Genomic DNA, 13,829 nt, shown 5'->3' with positions numbered 1-13,829 from the left:
GGGCGAGGCGGTTCGTATCATGGTTGAAACGTCGACGCCGTGACCAACTTGCACCATGTGGCGCGGCGTGCTCGTCCTCCTCCATTTTCCTTTTTTGAATGCCATGAACCTCCACCTTCAGAACAAGCTCGCTCTCGTGACCGGCTCGACCAAGGGCATCGGGCATGCCATTGCTGTAGCACTGGCCGCCGAAGGCGCCCGCGTGATCGTCAATGGCCGTACCCAAGCGTCCATGGACGACGCGATTGCACGCCTGCGCACCGAAGTGCCCGACGCCCAGGTCGAGGGCTTCGCTGGTGATCTGTCCAATGCGGGACAGGTCGACGCGCTGCTCGGCCGCTTTCCCAAGGTCGACATCCTCATCAACAACCTCGGCATCTTCGACCCCAAGCCGTTCGAGGAAATCGACGACGCCGAGTGGCAGCACTTCTTCAACGTGAACGTGCTGAGCGGCGCGCGGCTGTCGCGCGCATACCTGCCCGGCATGCGTGCGCAGAACTGGGGACGCATCGTGTTCATCAGCAGCGAGAGCGGCGTGCAGATTCCGGTGGAGATGATCCACTACGGTGTCACAAAGACCGCGCTGCTGGGCCTCTCGCGCGGATTGGCCGAGTTGACCGCGGGCACGGCCATCACGGTGAATGCCGTGCTGCCGGGGCCGACGCGTTCCGAAGGCGTAGACGCGTTTGTCGAGAAGCTCTCCGGCGGCCAGAGCTTCGAAGCGTTCGAGAAGACCTTCTTCGAGACGGCACGTCCGACCTCGCTCATCAAGCGATTTGCCACCACGCAGGAAGTCGCCAACCTGGTTGCCTACGTGGCCAGCCCGCTGTCGTCGGCCACCACGGGCGCTGCGCTGCGTGTGGACGGCGGCGTGGTGAAGTCGGCGTTCTAGAACGTCAGCCCTGACGAACGCACCATTCCGGCGCGCGGCCCCGGCTTTTACGCTGGCCGTGTCGCTGGTGCATGCCGGCGGGACCCGCCGGCAGTGCGTCTGTTCGCCCGTATCGTTGAGAACGCAGACCAGGCAGACCGCGCGTGTCCTTGCCCGTGCGCCGGCGGCATTCCTTCCACATCTTCGGAGTGATTGCCATGTCCCACTGCAAAGTCTACGGAACCAAACCTGATAACGGCCCGGGTCAACTGGCGGCCCAGGCCGCACGCGATCGCGTCAACCAGGCGCATGGCACCTGGGCTGTCACGCTGGCCTACGACAGCGGCTCGACAACGGTTGTCTACACGTCGGCTGTCGCCAGCGTCGACGACCTGGAGAAGGCGTTCGAAGCGGAATTCCCGCACTACACGGTGGTCGGTTACTGAGCCGGGTTCCCGCCATGTGCCCCCAAGGGGCATCGCGGCGGGCACGCCCCGGCCCACAAACATTGCAATCGGATGGCCGCCCGGCACAATGCATGTCGGACAGACTTTTCGAGGACCGGGATGCAGGACACGCAGGCAAAGGGCAGCAAGTTATCGTGGCGGTGGCCGATGTGGCCGATGTGGCCGATGTGGCTGGGTGCCGTGGCGTTGGCGCTCGGCGTTGCGAACGTTCGTGCACAGCAGCCGACGACGTCCGCTTCGGCAGAGCCGCAGATCGCCTTCTACTACGGCCGCGATGTCCCCGTCGCTGAACTGCAAGCCTTCGACTGGGTCGTGCTGGAGCCGGCCACGGCCGGCAGCTTCGATCCGAAGCAACCATCGCCCACGCTCTGGTTCGCTCGCGTGGACCTGACGCAGCAGACCGACGCAATGCGCACAAGCGCCTGGCCTGCCAACGTGATCGACCAGGTCTTTGCGCCGCTGCTCGCGCAGGGCTACGCGGGCTTCCTGCTGGATGGGCTGGACGCGCTCCAGCGCGGCGCGCCCGATGCCGCCAATGCCGTTGCGGCCCTGGTCCAGGCGTTGCATGCGCGTGCACCGCAGACCAGGCTGCTGGCCGGCGGCACGGCGTGGCTTGAGACGCTCGCGCCGCAGTTGTCCGGCGTGGTGACGGCCGGGCTGGTGCGCGAGCGCACCGGCGGGGAAGGCTTGCAAGAGGTGACCGATGCCGACCGCGCCGCACGCGTTGCCACGCTGCGCAAGATCGGTGCGCAGTACCGCATACCCGCCGTCGCACTTGATTACTGCCCCAACTACAACCGTACCTGTCTGCGTGAGACCGCCAATATGGCGCGCGCTGCAGGCGTGACCAGCTACGCCACCACGCCCGGCGCCGACTTCATCGGCATCGGCCGGCTGGAAGTGATGCCGCGCCGTGTCCTGCTGGTCGAACCCCAGGAGCCCGGCACCAGCCGCAACACCGCGCCATCGGTGCTCTATCTGGCCATGCCCATCAACTATCTCGGCTATCGCACCGAATTTGCCGACGCCAACAAGCCGTTGCCGGCCGTGACGCCCGACCGCTATGCCGGCGTCGTCACCTGGTTCGACGGCAACGCATCGCGACCGGGCACGTGGTCATCGTGGCTCAGGCGCACGATGGGCGCCGGTGTTCGCGTGGCGATGTTCAACCAGTTCGGGCTGAACATGGATGCCACCACGGCGCGGATGCTGGATCTACAGACCGTGCCCGGCACGCCGGCGGGGCCGCTTGACATTGTTTTGCGCGATCCCATGGTGGGCTTCGAGTTGCAGCCTCATCCCGACCGGCGCATGGCCGTGGGGGTGAAGGTCGACCCCAGCGTCGCGGGGGCGCAGTCGCTGCTGCGGCTCTCCGCCGGCAGTTACGCCTACGATGCGGCGGCCATCATGCCGTGGGGCGGTTATGTGCTGCAGCCGTTTGGCGTATTCCGCATGCCCGATGTCGACCAGGCGCGCTGGGTGATCCAGCCGCTCGACTTTCTGCGCCGCGCGCTTCAACTGCCCGCCATGCCGGTGCCTGACACCACGACGGAGAACGGCCGCCGATTGATGACCGTTCATATCGACGGCGACGGATTCGCCTCCCGCACTGAGTTTCCACCGAGCGAGTTCTCCGGCCAGGCATTGCTGCGCGAGATCCTCGATCGCTACAAGGTGCCGACCACCGTGTCGATCATCGAGGGCGAGGTGGCGGTCGACGGCGTGTACCCGAAGCTCACGCCGCAGCTCGAGCCGATCGCGCGCACCCTCTTTGCGCAGCCCTACGTGGAGCTGGCCAGCCATACGTTCTCGCACCCGTTCAACTGGCTGCGCACCACCAACCCGCCCGATCCGGCCTCCGCCGCCACGGCCGAAGGCACCGACACCGCCTTCTCGTTGAACATTCCCAATTACCGCTTCAGCTTCGATCGCGAGATCGCGGGCTCCATCCACTACATCAACACCAAGCTCGCCCCGGCAGGCAAGCAGGTGAAGGTGCTGCTGTGGAGCGGCAACGGCCAGGTGCCGCCGATTGCCGTGCAAAAGACCGTCGAGGCCGGTGTGCTGAACATGAACGGCGGCGACACCTACATCACGCGCTCCAACCCGAGCTGGACCGCCGTGGCGCCGCTGGGCGTAGACAAAGGCGATGGCCTCTTCCAGGTATTTGCGCCCGACCAGAACGAGAACATCTACACCAACCTCTGGCACGGCCCGTATTACGGTTTCTCGCGGGCCATCGAAACGTTCGAGCTGACCGAAAAGCCTTACCGCTTCAAACCAATCGGCATTTACTACCACATGTATTCGGGCACCAAGCTGGCCTCGGTTACGGCTCTGCGGCAGGTGTATGACTGGGCGGTCGCGCAGCCGGTCATGCCGGTCTACGCGTCGGACTACATCCGCAAGGTGCTCGACTTCCGCACCCTGGCCGTGGCGCGTGACGGCGATGCCTGGGTCGTGCGCGGCAATGGCGACCTGCGGACCGTGCGCTGGGCCGGACCCGGCGTGCCACGCCTTGCCGATGCACGCGACGTGGCCGGCTACGCTGCGGGCCCGGGGGGAACCTATATCCATCTGGCCAGTGGTTCGGCGCGCTTCGCGCTGGAGAACACCACGCCAACGCAGCCCTACGTGCGCGAGGCCAGCGGCCGGTTGTCGAACTGGCGGCGCAGCGCGGATGGCCGCTCGCTGTCGGTCGATGTTGCCGGCTATACGCGACCGTTCATCCGCTTTGCCAATGCAACCCGTTGCCGGGCGACCGTGGACGGCCGCGACGTGGCCGCCTCGCACGGGGCTGACTTGCGCATCGAACTGGGGGCGGGCAACCCCGCCAGGCTCACGCCTCAGCACGTCGAGCTGACCTGCGACAGATGACGTCCGAGATTGCGGAAACTCGTCTGGTCTGCCAGACATAAGGGGCTGCAAAACCTTTGCGCTCAAGCTTTTCTGGGTTGATCCGTTGTTAACTTGACTGACGACCCCCAGGAAAAAAGCATGAGAGCGTCTGCGCCCCTTTCTGAGGTTTTACAACCTCCAACAAGCCTCGGTACCAGGCTGGCGGTGATTGGCCTGATCGCCCTGGTGCTCGTGTTCGGCATGTTTGCCTTGGCGAACTCGCAATCGAGCCTGCGCATGCTGGAGGCCAATACACAATCGGCCATGCATAACCAGGAGGCCGCCATGCGCGACATGATCGGCCTGTTCGACGGCACCATGCGCACCGAGGCCGACCGCTTCCTGACCGCTTTTGCCGACGCCGCGCCCGGGCCGTACAGCGTAGATCCGGCGCAGACCGTTGAAGTGGCCGGCAAGCCGACGCCCACGTTCAAGAGCGGTGACACGGTGCTGAACCTCAACTTCACCGTGCCGGACCAGTTCTTCGCGCGCACCGGCGGCACGATCGCCACCGTGTTTGCCCGGACCGGCGACGATTTCGTGCGCGTGACCACTTCGCTCAAGAAGGAAAACGGCGAACGCGCGATCGGCACGCTGCTTGATCGCGCCCACCCGAGCTACAAGGCGCTGATGGCCGGCGAGCCGTTCCGCGGCCTGGCCTGGCTGTTTGGCGCGCCCTACATGAGCAAGTACGAACCCGTGCGCGATGCCTCGGGCAAGGTCATCGGCGCGCTCTACGTAGGTGTGGACGTGCGCTCGGAACTGGCGCTGCTCAAGGACAAAATCCGCTCGCACGGCATCGGCAAGACGGGCGGCTATTTCGTTATCGACGGCAAGCCCGGCGCAGACCAGGGCAAGGTGCTGATCGACCATGCGCAAGACCGCGAAGGCAAGAACCTGCTCGACGCCAAGGACGCCGGCGGCTTGGCTTGGGTGCGCGAGATGATCGCGCGCAAGGATGGCACGCTGCGTCACGTGCTGGCCGACACGGAAGGCGGCACCGCACGCGAGCGTCTGACCGTCTTCACGCAATACCCCGACTGGCAGTTCGTGATTGCCGGCACGGCCTACGTGGATGAACTCAACGCCGATCTGGTGGCCGCCCGCAACCGGTTCCTGTTGCTGGGGCTGGCGCTCGGCGCGCTGCTGGCCGGCGGCCTGTACTGGATGCTGCGCCGTACCGTGAGCACGCCGCTGGCCGAGGTGGTGAACGTCGCGCAGCGTGTGGCTGCGGGCGATCTCACGCACCGCCTGCCCACCACGCGCCGCGATGAAATCGGCCAGGTCATGCGTGCCGTCAACGGCGTCGGCGACGGCCTTTCGGGCATCGTCGACAAGGTGCGCGCCAGTGCCTCCACCATCGCGTCGAGCACCGGCCAGATCGCCGCCGGCAACGCCGATCTTTCCGCACGCACCGAAGCGCAGGCCGGCAACCTCGAGCGCACCGCATCCAGCATCGAGCAACTGGCCGCCACCGTGCGCCAAAACGCCGAGAGTGCCCACCACGCGCACGACATGGTGCAATCCGCCAGCGAGGCGGCCAATGCCGGCGGGCAGACGGTCGAGCGGCTCGTTGGCACCATGTCGGGCATCCATGCCACGGCGCAGAAGATCGCCGACATCACCGGCATCATCGACGGCATCGCGTTCCAGACGAACATCCTGGCGCTGAACGCCGCCGTGGAAGCCGCCCGCGCAGGCGAACAGGGCCGCGGCTTCGCTGTCGTCGCCGGCGAGGTGCGCAGCCTCGCCCAGCGCAGTGCAGCCGCCGCCAAGGAGATCAAGGAACTGATCAGTCGCTCGGTCGAAGAAGTGCAGGCCGGCAACGAAGCCGCCCGCGGCGCCGGTGACGCCATGCAGGACATCGTGACGCGCGTGGAGCGCATCGCCGGCCTGATGGGCGAGATCAGCCACGCGTCGCGCGAGCAGTCGCAAGGCATCGAAGAGGTCAACCACGCGGTCACGTCGATGGACGAGGTGACGCAGCAGAACGCAGCGCTGGTCGAGGAAGCTGCCGCTGCGGCCGAAAGCCTGCGCCAGCAAGCCCAGGAACTGCGCGGCGCGGTGGACGTGTTCCGGCTCGCCTGAAGCGGCAAGATGTCATGAACTAATGATGTGGTGTTGCAATCGGTACAAGGATTGACTGGCAATCGTGCAAACTTGTACCGCGCGGAACCTGATCCGCACCGGTGACTCGCAACATGGAACCCCGCTCAGTCACCGCCCGCCATGTCCGCCACAGAACCAACCTTCCATTCGGTCGTTGCCATCGACGACCACCCGATCGTCCTCGAATCCATTCAAGCCTTGCTTGCCGGATCGCCGCATCTCCAGCTTGTCGCCACAGCGGCCGATGGCGCGCAGGGGCTGCAGTTGATCCGCTCCGCGCGCCCTAAGCTCGCCATCGTTGATATCAATCTGCCAAATCTGGACGGGCTGGAACTCGTGCGTCGCGTGCGCGCGCAGCGCCGCGATATTGGCCTAGTCGTCACGTCTGCCCAGACCACCGGCAACGAGGCACGGCTCGCTTTCCTGGCGGGCGCCAACGCCTACGTGCCGAAATCGGAAGCGACCTCTGTGCTGACGGCGGCACTGTTGCTGGCGGCACGCGGCTATCTCTCGTTTCCCGCCTCTGCGATGGGGCCATCGGAAGGCGCTGGGCTTGCCACGCTTACCCAGCGCGAAATGCGTGTGAACCAACTGCTGGCCGAAGGCCATCGGAACACAGAGATCGCCAAGCGCCTCGGCATCTCGCCCAAGACGGTGTCCACGTTCAAGCATCGCATCTTGAGGAAGGTCGGACTTCCCGCCTGACCCATCGGCGCAATTGACAGGCAAAAAAAGAGACCGCTGTTTAAGGCGGTCTCTTAAAGTCGATGTGAAGCTGTGAAACTGTCATTCAAGCTTCGGGCCGAATCATAATCGAAAATCCGCACGTGCTAATACTTTAATTTTTATCATCGCTTGGATGATTTTTCTGATCCAATGGATTACGTCGCGTAAGCCATGGGATTGCCTTCTCGTAAGCCATGCTTACGGTTCTCGAACTGTGATAGCAAAGTGTTGATTTATATGATTAATTTCGCTGCAAATGCTTGGGTTTCATATTTACCACAGGCTGTTTTTGAAATTGGTGAAGATGAGAAACCGGAATACATAATGGCCGCCGATCGCAAATCCTCGCGATAGTGTTTTTCAAGGAAGACGATATGAAGATCAAGCTGTTTGCGGCCGCTGCTGCCGCCCTGGTTTCGGCTGGCGCCTTTGCTCAATCGAGCGTGACGATGTACGGTGTGGTCGATGCCGGCGTTGAGTGGGTCAACAAGGTGCCGAATGCTGCTCGCACGGAAGGCAACTCCCGCGTCGGCATGCAGTCGGGCAACATGTCCGGCTCGCGTTGGGGTCTGCGCGGCGTTGAAGACCTGGGCGGTGGCCTGAAGGGCGTCTTCAACCTGGAAAGCGGCTTCGACATCGACGACGGCCGTTCGGCGCAAGGTAACCGCCTGTTCGGTCGCGCTGCCTACGTCGGACTGCAGGGCCAGTGGGGCCAACTGACCTTGGGCCGCCAGCAGAACCTGCTGTACGACTTCGCGCTGCAATACGACCCGATGGCGATCGCCTCGCGCTATTCAATCGCTTCGCAAGATGCCTACTTGGCTGGCCGTGCTGATAACGCGGTCAAGTACGTCGGTACCTTCGGCGGCCTGACGGCATCGGCGCTATACGCGTTCAATCGTGACGGCAACGAGCAAGCTGGCATGACGAAATTGGGCCGTGAGTGGAGCGCCGGCCTGAACTATGCCACCGGCCCGTTCGCGGTCGGTGCGGTGTATGACCAGTCGAATGGCGCTAGCAATGCCTTCTTCACCAACGGTTTCATGGCGGACCTGAAGGAGCAGCGTGCCACCATCGGTGGAACCTACGCTGTCGGCCCTGCCAAGTTTTATGCAGGCTACCGCTGGTACAAGATGAGCCATGACCTGGGCTCGACCGGTGTCAATGGCGACCTGCGTTCGAACCTGTACTGGCTTGGCGCCGGCTATCAAGCGACGCCCGCGCTGACGCTGACCGGTACCGCCTACTACCAGACATTCAAGAGCGGCGAATTGCTGGGTGCTCTGGCGAGCAACGATGCGAATACCAACGTCGGCAATCCTTGGCTGTTCGTGGTCGGGGCTGACTATGCCTTGTCCAAGCGCACCGATGCGTACATGAACGTGGCCTATGCCAAGAACAGCCGCAGCTCGATTCTGGGCGTCGCGGGCATCAATGGCACCTCGTCGAATCTTTCGACGCTGCAATCGAACCAGAACCAAGTGTTCGATGGCAACCAACTGGGCGCCGTGGTCGGTATCCGCCACAAGTTCTAATCGGCATTCTGTCGGCTAGATATAAAAAACCCGGGCTTCAACCCGGGTTTTTTGTTGGCGCCTCCTTCGTGCGCGGCGATCTAGTGCAGCATCACGCGTCGCACCACGGCCACCAGGGGGGGGCGGATCGAGCGCTCGAACCCCGGGCGCAGGTGCAGCGGCTTGAGCAGCATCTTGGCGGCCATGTCGAGCGGCAGATAGGAGCGCACCAGCGCGCTGACGCGCGAGTTCAGGGCGCGCACATCGGCGTCAGGCACATCTTCCTGGCCGCGCTCAATGCGCAGCACATTGCGCAGCGCGATCATCGAATCTTCATTCTTGATTTCACGCAGGCGCGACGCGAGCGCCTTGAGCACGCGCGCGCGGCCCACACCTTCGTTCACGTTGCACTCGTTGAAGAAGCGCAGGAAGTGTTTGTAATGCCGGACTTCATCGGCCGAGATGCGGCTGGCGAGGTCACGCAGCACCGGTTCATCGGCTTCAGCCGCTGCCTGCGCGATGGCGCGATAGAAGGTCGCCGTGCCCATTTCGACGACACAGCGCGCGACCATCTCCAGCGCCTGCGTGGGCTCGAACTGGTCGACCGAACAGGTGACCGAGTATTCGTCGAAGAAGCGGGCGTAGCCGCGCTCCCAGTCGAACTCGGGCCAGACGGTTTCAACGTAGCGGCGCAACGCGCGGCCGTGCTGCAGCTCTTCGCGTTCCCAATGATGGGTCAGCCAGTGCGCGGTTTCGGGCCGATCGGCGTAGTACTGAGCGAGGTTGCCGGCGTAGAGGTCGGAGCCGCTCTCGACAAACGAGGCACTCGCAACCAGGTAGAACAGGGTGCGGTTTTCGCGCACGCGCGCAACGTCGATGCTGTCGTAGCCGATCTCTTGGATCGACCACGGCATGCGCTCGCTCGCAGATGGCGTTTCCAGACGAACCTGTGACAAGGCGTTTCCTCCGTCGGCAATCTCGCAAAAAGCGGGCCGCCTCTCTTATGAGAATGAAACATCACGTCCCATCTTTCAAGACAGATGTGCGCTTGCAAAGGTTCCGAAAAGCAATCTTGTGTCCACAAAGTGCCGAATGCGTCATGGCAATTGCGTCACCTCGGGACGCGACGCAGCGTTAGGCACGATCAGGAAGCGTGCGCGTCCATCAGCATCCGCAAAGCTGCCGCGTCGACGATCTCGACTGTCCGGTAATGGCAGCGGATCCAGCCTGCACGCTGCCAGGCCTGCAGGTACTTCGAGATCGTCTGTCGCGAGCGTGCCAGCATGCGGCCCAGTTCTTCATTGCTGGCGGCCACGGTGCGGCCATCACCGGCGCGGGCGAGCTGCAGCAGGCGTTGGGCAAGGCGCGCATCGGCGGGCATTTCGCTGGCGTGCTCGAACTCGTCGAAGATCAGGCGGATGCGCTGGCAGAGCTGCTGCATCAGCGCCCACATGCCGGCCGGGTAGGCTGACACCACACGCGCAAACGCCGCGCTGCCCAGCAGGACGAGCGTGGTCGGCCCCTGCGCATGGGCGCTGTGCGTGCGGCCGCCGCCGTCGATGAGCGCGATCTCGCCAAACCATTCGCCCGCGCGCAGCACGCCGTAGACGAGTTCGCTGCCGCCGTCGGTTGTCCGGCTGATGCGCACGCTGCCGCGCATGATCAGGAACATGCCCTGGGCGGGGCCGCCGTGCGGGTGGACGCATTCGCCGTCGGGGTAGGTGATCACACGCGCGGTGGGCGCAATCTCGGCCAGCAGGTCGGCGGGGGCGTCGCGCAGCCAGCCCTGCGCGAGTTGCGAGGGCGTGGGAGCAGGGGCGGTATGGGAGGCGTCTGCGGGCATGGCGGCAGGATGCGGCGAGGGCAGTCCGATCATTGTCAAACGCTTGACAGTCTGCACGCAAGCGCCGGGCAGAGAATGGTCGGCTAGCCGCGCATCCAGCCATTCAAGAACTACGACGCGGCACCAACGCGACCATTCCGGCGATGAAGGAGACACCCCCAATGACCGATCCAAAGCACACCGCCCCGCGCGCGGCGTTTTCCCACATGGAGCAGGGCACGCGCGAGGACTGGGCCGCCATCTCGGCGGAATTCATGCCGTTTGCCCGCGCCTTGCCCGACCGCGTGCTCGCGCACCTGAAGCTGCTCGACGGCGATTGCGGCGGCTTCCCGATCGACCGTCTCGCGCACTCGCTGCAAACCGCCACGCTCGCCCACCGCGATGGCCGCGACGAGGAATACGTGGTCTGCGCGCTGCTGCACGACATTGGCGACACGCTGGGCAGCTTCAACCATCCGGACATCGCCGCGGCCATCCTCAAGCCGTTCGTGAGCCCCGAGAACCTGTGGATGGTCGAGAAACACGGCATCTTCCAGGGCTACTACTTCTTCCACCATCTGGGGCTCGACCGCAACCTGCGCGAGCAGTACCACAGCCAGCCCGAGCTGTTCGAGCGCACGGCCGAGTTCTGCGCCAAGTACGACGCCGCGGCCTTCATGCCCGACTACGACAACCTGCCGCTCTCGTTCTTCGAGCCGATGGTGCGACGCGTGCTGGCCAAGCCACGCAACTCCATCTACGTGAAGGAAGGCGAAAGCGAACTGTCGCAGCCGAAAGCCGCGGCAGCTTGATCGGCCGGCCTAAGCCTTCACCACATTGACGGGTGCGCCTGCCGCCCACGCCGCCACGTTGGCGAGCGTGGTGTCGGCAATGCCCGCCAGCGCCTCGCGCGTGAAGAACGCCTGATGCGCGGTGACGATGACGTTGGGAAAGCTCAGCAGGCGCGCCAGCACGTCGTCCTGCAGCACGTCGGCGGAGCGGTCTTCGAAGAACAGATCGGCCTCTTCTTCGTAGACATCCAGCCCGAGGTGGCCGAGCTGGCCGGTCTTGAGGGCGTCGATCAGCGCGGGGCTGTCGACCAGGCCGCCGCGGCTCGTGTTGATGAGCATCGCGCCCGGCTTCATGCTGGCCAGAGCGCTGGCGTCGATCAGGTGATGTGTGCCAGCGTTGAGCGGACAGTGCAGGCTGACGATATCGGCCTGCGCCAGCAATTCCGGTAGCGGTACGTAACGCACGCCCAGGGGCGCCAGCGAGGCTTGCGGAAACGGATCGAATGCCAGCAACTGGCAGCCGAAGCCGGCCATGATGCGCGCGAACACCTGTCCAATCTGCCCGGTGCCGATCACGCCGACGGTCTTGCCCGCGAGGTCGAAGCCGAGCAATCCATCCAGCGAGAAGTCGCCTTCGCGCGTGCGATTGCAGGCGCGGTGCAGCCGCCGGTTGAGCGTGAGAATCATGCCGACCGCATGCTCGGCCACCGCGTGTGGCGAATACGCCGGCACGCGCACCACCGTCAGCCCCAGACGCTGGGCGGTCGGCAGATCGACGTGGTTGAAGCCCGCCGAGCGCAGCGCGATCAGCCGCGTGCCGCCCGCAGCCAGCGCTTCGAGCACTTCGGCGCTGAGGGAATCATTCACGAACGGGCACACCACCTCAAAGCCGGCGGCAAGAGACGCCGTTTGCGCGTCGAGGTGCGCACGCTGGAAGACAAGGTCGAAGCTGTGGCCGCCGCGCGCGAGTGAGGCGCGGAAGCTGTCTTCGTCGTAACGGTGGCTGCTGAAGAAAAGGATGCGCATGGGGGTGGCTCGGGCGCGTCGGCGCGTCAGTGAAGGTGGGCAACGGCGTTAGCTTACTCTCGCGCCACCCCGGGTTTGCGCGGCCCTGGCGGCAGGCTGTTAGCATGCCGGCATCTTCAGTGTTTTCCAGCGAGCCGCTGCCTTGCCTGTCACTCCCACCTTTCTCTGGCACGACTACGAAACCTTCGGCGCCGTGCCGCGCCGTGATCGCCCGGCGCAGTTTGCGGGCATCCGCACCGATGCCGAGCTGAACGAGATTGGCGAGCCGGTCGAACTGTTCTGCCAGCCTTCCAACGACTGGCTGCCCGATCCGGTGTCGTGCCTCATCACCGGCATCACGCCGCAGCAGTGCGCCCGGCAAGGCATTCTGGAATACCGTTTCGCGCAGGCCATCGAGCGCGAACTGGGCACGCCCGGCACCATCGGCGTGGGCTACAACACCATCCGCTTTGACGATGAGGTGACGCGCCACCTGTTCTGGCGCAACCTGATCGACCCATACGCCCGCGAGTGGCAGAACGAATGCGGGCGGTGGGATCTGCTCGACGTGGTGCGCACCACGTGGGCCCTGCGCCCGGAGGGCATTCAATGGCCCACCCATGAAGACGGCCGGCCGAGCTTCAAACTGGAGCATCTGTCCAAGGCCAACGGCCTGGTGCATGAGGCGGCGCACGATGCGGTGTCGGATGTGCGCGCAACGATCGCGCTGGCGCGCCTCATCCGCAATGCGCAGCCGCGCCTGTTCGATTTCTGCCTGGCGCTGCGCAAGAAAGACCGCGTGGTGGCCGAGATTGGCGATGCGCCGCGGCCGTTGCTGCACATCTCCGGGATGTACGGCGTGGAGCGCGGCTGCATGGCCGTGGTGTGGCCGCTGGGTGGTCATCCGACCAACAAGAACGAACTCATCGTGTGGGATCTGGCGTTCGACCCGTCCGAGCTGTTCCACATGGACGTCGCCACGATTCGCGAACGCATGTTCACGCGCACGGCCGATCTGGCCGAAGGCACCACGCGGCTGCCGATCAAGTCGATCCACATCAACAAGTCACCCATCGTCATCAGCAACATGAAGACGCTGCAACCCGCGCAGGCAGAACGCTGGGGCATCGACTTCGCCACGATCGAACGCCACGCCGCCATCGCCCAAGGCGCACCCGACATGCGGGAAACGTGGCGCCAGGTGTACGCCCGAGAACTGGAGCCGATTGAAGACGTCGACCAGAATCTCTACGGCGGATTCGTCGGCAACGAGGATCGCCGCCTGCTCAATGAGCTGCGCACGCTCAGCGGCGAACAACTCGCGCGCCTGCATGCGGAATTTGCCGATGCGCGCCTGCCGGAGCTGCTGTTCCGCTATCGCGCACGCAACTTTCCCGATACGTTGAACGAAGAGGAATACGAACTGTGGGAACAGCTTCGCGCCGAGCGGCTGTTCGAAGGCCGCGATGGCTACATGACCTTTGAGACCTTCGGCGAGCGGCTTCAGCAATTGGGCGCCGAAGCCGCGGAGAACGGCGACACGCGTGCGCAGACCATCCTGCAGGACCTGTACGACTACGCACAGCAGATCGTGCCGGGCTGACGAGTCAGACGCGCACAAAGAAA

At 64.5% G+C, this 13,829-nt stretch carries 11 protein-coding genes; 8 read left to right on the top strand and 3 right to left on the bottom strand.

Annotation, left to right across the window (positions count from 1 at the left end; genetic code table 11):
* Positions 1–103: 103 nt before the first annotated feature.
* The 6 genes from CFE42_RS13845 (at position 104) to CFE42_RS13820 (ending at position 8,606) form a co-directional block, all read left to right on the top strand.
* Positions 104–892 (top strand): SDR family oxidoreductase, encoded by a 789-nt coding sequence (locus CFE42_RS13845; protein WP_037043841.1) that lies wholly within the window; start codon positions 104–106, stop codon positions 890–892.
* Positions 893–1,089: 197 nt separating this feature from the next.
* Positions 1,090–1,317 (top strand): hypothetical protein, encoded by a 228-nt coding sequence (locus CFE42_RS13840; protein ID WP_004628794.1) that lies wholly within the window; start codon positions 1,090–1,092, stop codon positions 1,315–1,317.
* A gap of 120 nt (positions 1,318–1,437) precedes the next feature.
* Positions 1,438–4,215, top strand: a complete 2,778-nt coding sequence (locus CFE42_RS13835; RefSeq protein ID WP_004628796.1) for a bifunctional glycoside hydrolase 114/ polysaccharide deacetylase family protein — start codon at positions 1,438–1,440, stop codon at positions 4,213–4,215.
* Between the two features lie 120 nt (positions 4,216–4,335).
* On the top strand, positions 4,336–6,324 hold the full coding sequence (locus CFE42_RS13830; protein ID WP_004628797.1) for a methyl-accepting chemotaxis protein: 1,989 nt from the start codon (positions 4,336–4,338) through the stop codon (positions 6,322–6,324).
* Positions 6,325–6,465: 141 nt separating this feature from the next.
* On the top strand, positions 6,466–7,050 hold the full coding sequence (locus tag CFE42_RS13825; protein ID WP_004628799.1) for a response regulator transcription factor: 585 nt from the start codon (positions 6,466–6,468) through the stop codon (positions 7,048–7,050).
* A 395-nt stretch (positions 7,051–7,445) separates the two neighbouring features.
* Positions 7,446–8,606 (top strand): porin, encoded by a 1,161-nt coding sequence (locus CFE42_RS13820; RefSeq protein WP_004628800.1) that lies wholly within the window; start codon positions 7,446–7,448, stop codon positions 8,604–8,606.
* Positions 8,607–8,686: 80 nt separating this feature from the next.
* On the opposite strand, the gene CFE42_RS13815 is transcribed toward CFE42_RS13820, so the two are convergent.
* A complete protein-coding gene (locus tag CFE42_RS13815; protein ID WP_004628802.1) occupies positions 8,687–9,499 on the bottom strand; it encodes a ferritin-like domain-containing protein in 813 nt (270 codons plus the stop codon).
* Between the two features lie 230 nt (positions 9,500–9,729).
* A complete protein-coding gene (locus CFE42_RS13810; protein ID WP_004628804.1) occupies positions 9,730–10,461 on the bottom strand; it encodes a Crp/Fnr family transcriptional regulator in 732 nt (243 codons plus the stop codon).
* A 128-nt stretch (positions 10,462–10,589) separates the two neighbouring features.
* On the opposite strand from CFE42_RS13810, the gene CFE42_RS13805 reads away from it, so the two are divergent.
* Positions 10,590–11,219, top strand: coding sequence for an HD domain-containing protein (locus tag CFE42_RS13805; RefSeq protein WP_004628805.1), 630 nt, complete (start codon positions 10,590–10,592; stop codon positions 11,217–11,219).
* A 9-nt stretch (positions 11,220–11,228) separates the two neighbouring features.
* Here CFE42_RS13805 and CFE42_RS13800 read toward each other — a convergent pair whose 3' ends face one another.
* Positions 11,229–12,224: a 2-hydroxyacid dehydrogenase gene (locus CFE42_RS13800; RefSeq protein WP_004628807.1), complete on the bottom strand. Its 996-nt coding sequence runs from the start codon at positions 12,222–12,224 to the stop codon at positions 11,229–11,231.
* Positions 12,225–12,366: 142 nt separating this feature from the next.
* Here CFE42_RS13800 and sbcB point away from each other — a divergent pair, with 142 nt between their 5' ends.
* On the top strand, positions 12,367–13,806 hold the full coding sequence (gene sbcB, locus CFE42_RS13795) for an exodeoxyribonuclease I (RefSeq protein WP_251471219.1): 1,440 nt from the start codon (positions 12,367–12,369) through the stop codon (positions 13,804–13,806).
* The last annotated feature ends 23 nt before the right edge of the window (positions 13,807–13,829 follow it).

The organism is Ralstonia sp. PBBBR1 (assembly GCF_002256165.1).
Lineage (GTDB): Bacteria > Pseudomonadota > Gammaproteobacteria > Burkholderiales > Burkholderiaceae > Ralstonia > Ralstonia thomasii.
This window is presented reverse-complemented; position numbering and strand designations above follow the sequence as displayed.

Bases quoted from the DNA above. Each gene is read 5' to 3' on its own strand.
- CFE42_RS13845 (WP_037043841.1), top strand. From the start codon at position 104: ATGAACCTCCACCTTCAGAACAAGCTCGCTCTCGTGACCGGCTCGACC.
- CFE42_RS13840 (WP_004628794.1), top strand. From the start codon at position 1,090: ATGTCCCACTGCAAAGTCTACGGAACCAAACCTGATAACGGCCCGGGT.
- CFE42_RS13835 (WP_004628796.1), top strand. From the start codon at position 1,438: ATGCAGGACACGCAGGCAAAGGGCAGCAAGTTATCGTGGCGGTGGCCG.
- CFE42_RS13830 (WP_004628797.1), top strand. From the start codon at position 4,336: ATGAGAGCGTCTGCGCCCCTTTCTGAGGTTTTACAACCTCCAACAAGC.
- CFE42_RS13825 (WP_004628799.1), top strand. From the start codon at position 6,466: ATGTCCGCCACAGAACCAACCTTCCATTCGGTCGTTGCCATCGACGAC.
- CFE42_RS13820 (WP_004628800.1), top strand. From the start codon at position 7,446: ATGAAGATCAAGCTGTTTGCGGCCGCTGCTGCCGCCCTGGTTTCGGCT.
- CFE42_RS13815 (WP_004628802.1), bottom strand. From the start codon at position 9,499: ATGCCGTGGTCGATCCAAGAGATCGGCTACGACAGCATCGACGTTGCG.
- CFE42_RS13810 (WP_004628804.1), bottom strand. From the start codon at position 10,461: ATGATCGGACTGCCCTCGCCGCATCCTGCCGCCATGCCCGCAGACGCC.
- CFE42_RS13805 (WP_004628805.1), top strand. From the start codon at position 10,590: ATGACCGATCCAAAGCACACCGCCCCGCGCGCGGCGTTTTCCCACATG.
- CFE42_RS13800 (WP_004628807.1), bottom strand. From the start codon at position 12,224: ATGCGCATCCTTTTCTTCAGCAGCCACCGTTACGACGAAGACAGCTTC.